The 616-nt window shown below is 71.4% G+C and carries 1 protein-coding gene; it reads right to left on the reverse strand.

The window, feature by feature from the left end:
* Positions 1-616, reverse strand: a 616-nt coding sequence (locus AQJ64_RS44905; RefSeq protein ID WP_169809770.1) for a beta-ketoacyl synthase N-terminal-like domain-containing protein, incomplete at both ends; no start/stop codon positions are given.

The raw sequence follows: 616 nt of genomic DNA on the forward strand, positions 1-616 counted from the left end.
GACACCGGCCGCCGCCTGCGTGTGCCCGATGTTCGACTTCACCGACCCCAGCCACAACGGCCGCTCACGGTCGCGTCCGTAGGTGGCGAGCAGGGCCTGCGCCTCGATCGGATCACCCAGCGCCGTCCCCGTGCCATGCGCCTCCACCACGTCGACATCGGCCGGCCCAAGACCACCGGCCGCCAGCGCCGCCCGGATCACCCGCTGCTGCGACGGACCGTTCGGCGCCGTCAGACCGTTCGACGCACCGTCCTGATTGACCGCAGAACCCGCCACCACCGCCAGCACCCGGTGACCGTTGCGCCGAGCGTCCGACAACCGCTCCACCACCAGCACACCGACACCCTCACCCCACCCCGTACCGTCCGCCCCCTCCGCGAACGCCTTGCACCGCCCGTCCACCGCAAGCCCCCGCTGCCGCGAGAACTCCACGAACGCACCCGGCGTCGACATCACCGTCACCCCACCGGCCAACGCCAGATCACACTCACCCCCACGCAACGCCTGCACCGCCAGATGCAACGCCACCAACGACGACGAACACGCCGTGTCCACCGTCACCGCCGGACCCTCGAGGCCCAGCACGTACGACACCCGGCCCGACAACACCGACGCC

The organism is Streptomyces griseoruber, assembly GCF_001514205.1.
In the GTDB taxonomy this organism is placed as follows: Bacteria; Actinomycetota; Actinomycetes; order Streptomycetales; family Streptomycetaceae; genus Streptomyces; species Streptomyces griseoruber.